Annotated in this window: 1 protein-coding gene; it reads right to left on the bottom strand. The window is 44.4% G+C overall.

The window, feature by feature from the left end; all coding sequences use genetic code 11:
* On the bottom strand, positions 1–331 hold a 331-nt coding region (locus CWM53_RS22975; RefSeq protein WP_133124381.1), incomplete at both ends, for a LysR family transcriptional regulator.

Genomic DNA, 331 nt, shown 5'->3' with positions numbered 1-331 from the left:
TCTTCAATCCCTGTACTATCTGCGGTGCCGTTTTTAATACTAATGAATAGAGTAGGCCTAAGCGTAATGCAGGAGAATGGAATCCTGAAGCCTCTCGCGTCAGATAAATACAGCGTTCCATTGCATTGATCACCTCGCGGGCCTGCTTTTGCATTACCCATGCACCGGGTAGGGGATGTAAATTTCGGCCATTGTGTGTGAAAAGATCGCAGCGTAAATTATCCTCCAAAGAATGCAACGCACGGTGTACGCTAACCGGAGAAATATGCATTATCTCTGCCGTCTTAGAAATATTCATGGTATCCATATATCCCAGGAAAATTTCCAGTTT

It is taken from the genome of Klebsiella sp. A-Nf5 (assembly GCF_002810545.1).
GTDB classification, from domain to species: Bacteria; Pseudomonadota; Gammaproteobacteria; order Enterobacterales; family Enterobacteriaceae; genus Klebsiella; species Klebsiella variicola.
The sequence above is the reverse complement of the archived record's forward strand: the minus strand, read 5'-3'. Positions and strand labels throughout refer to the sequence as shown.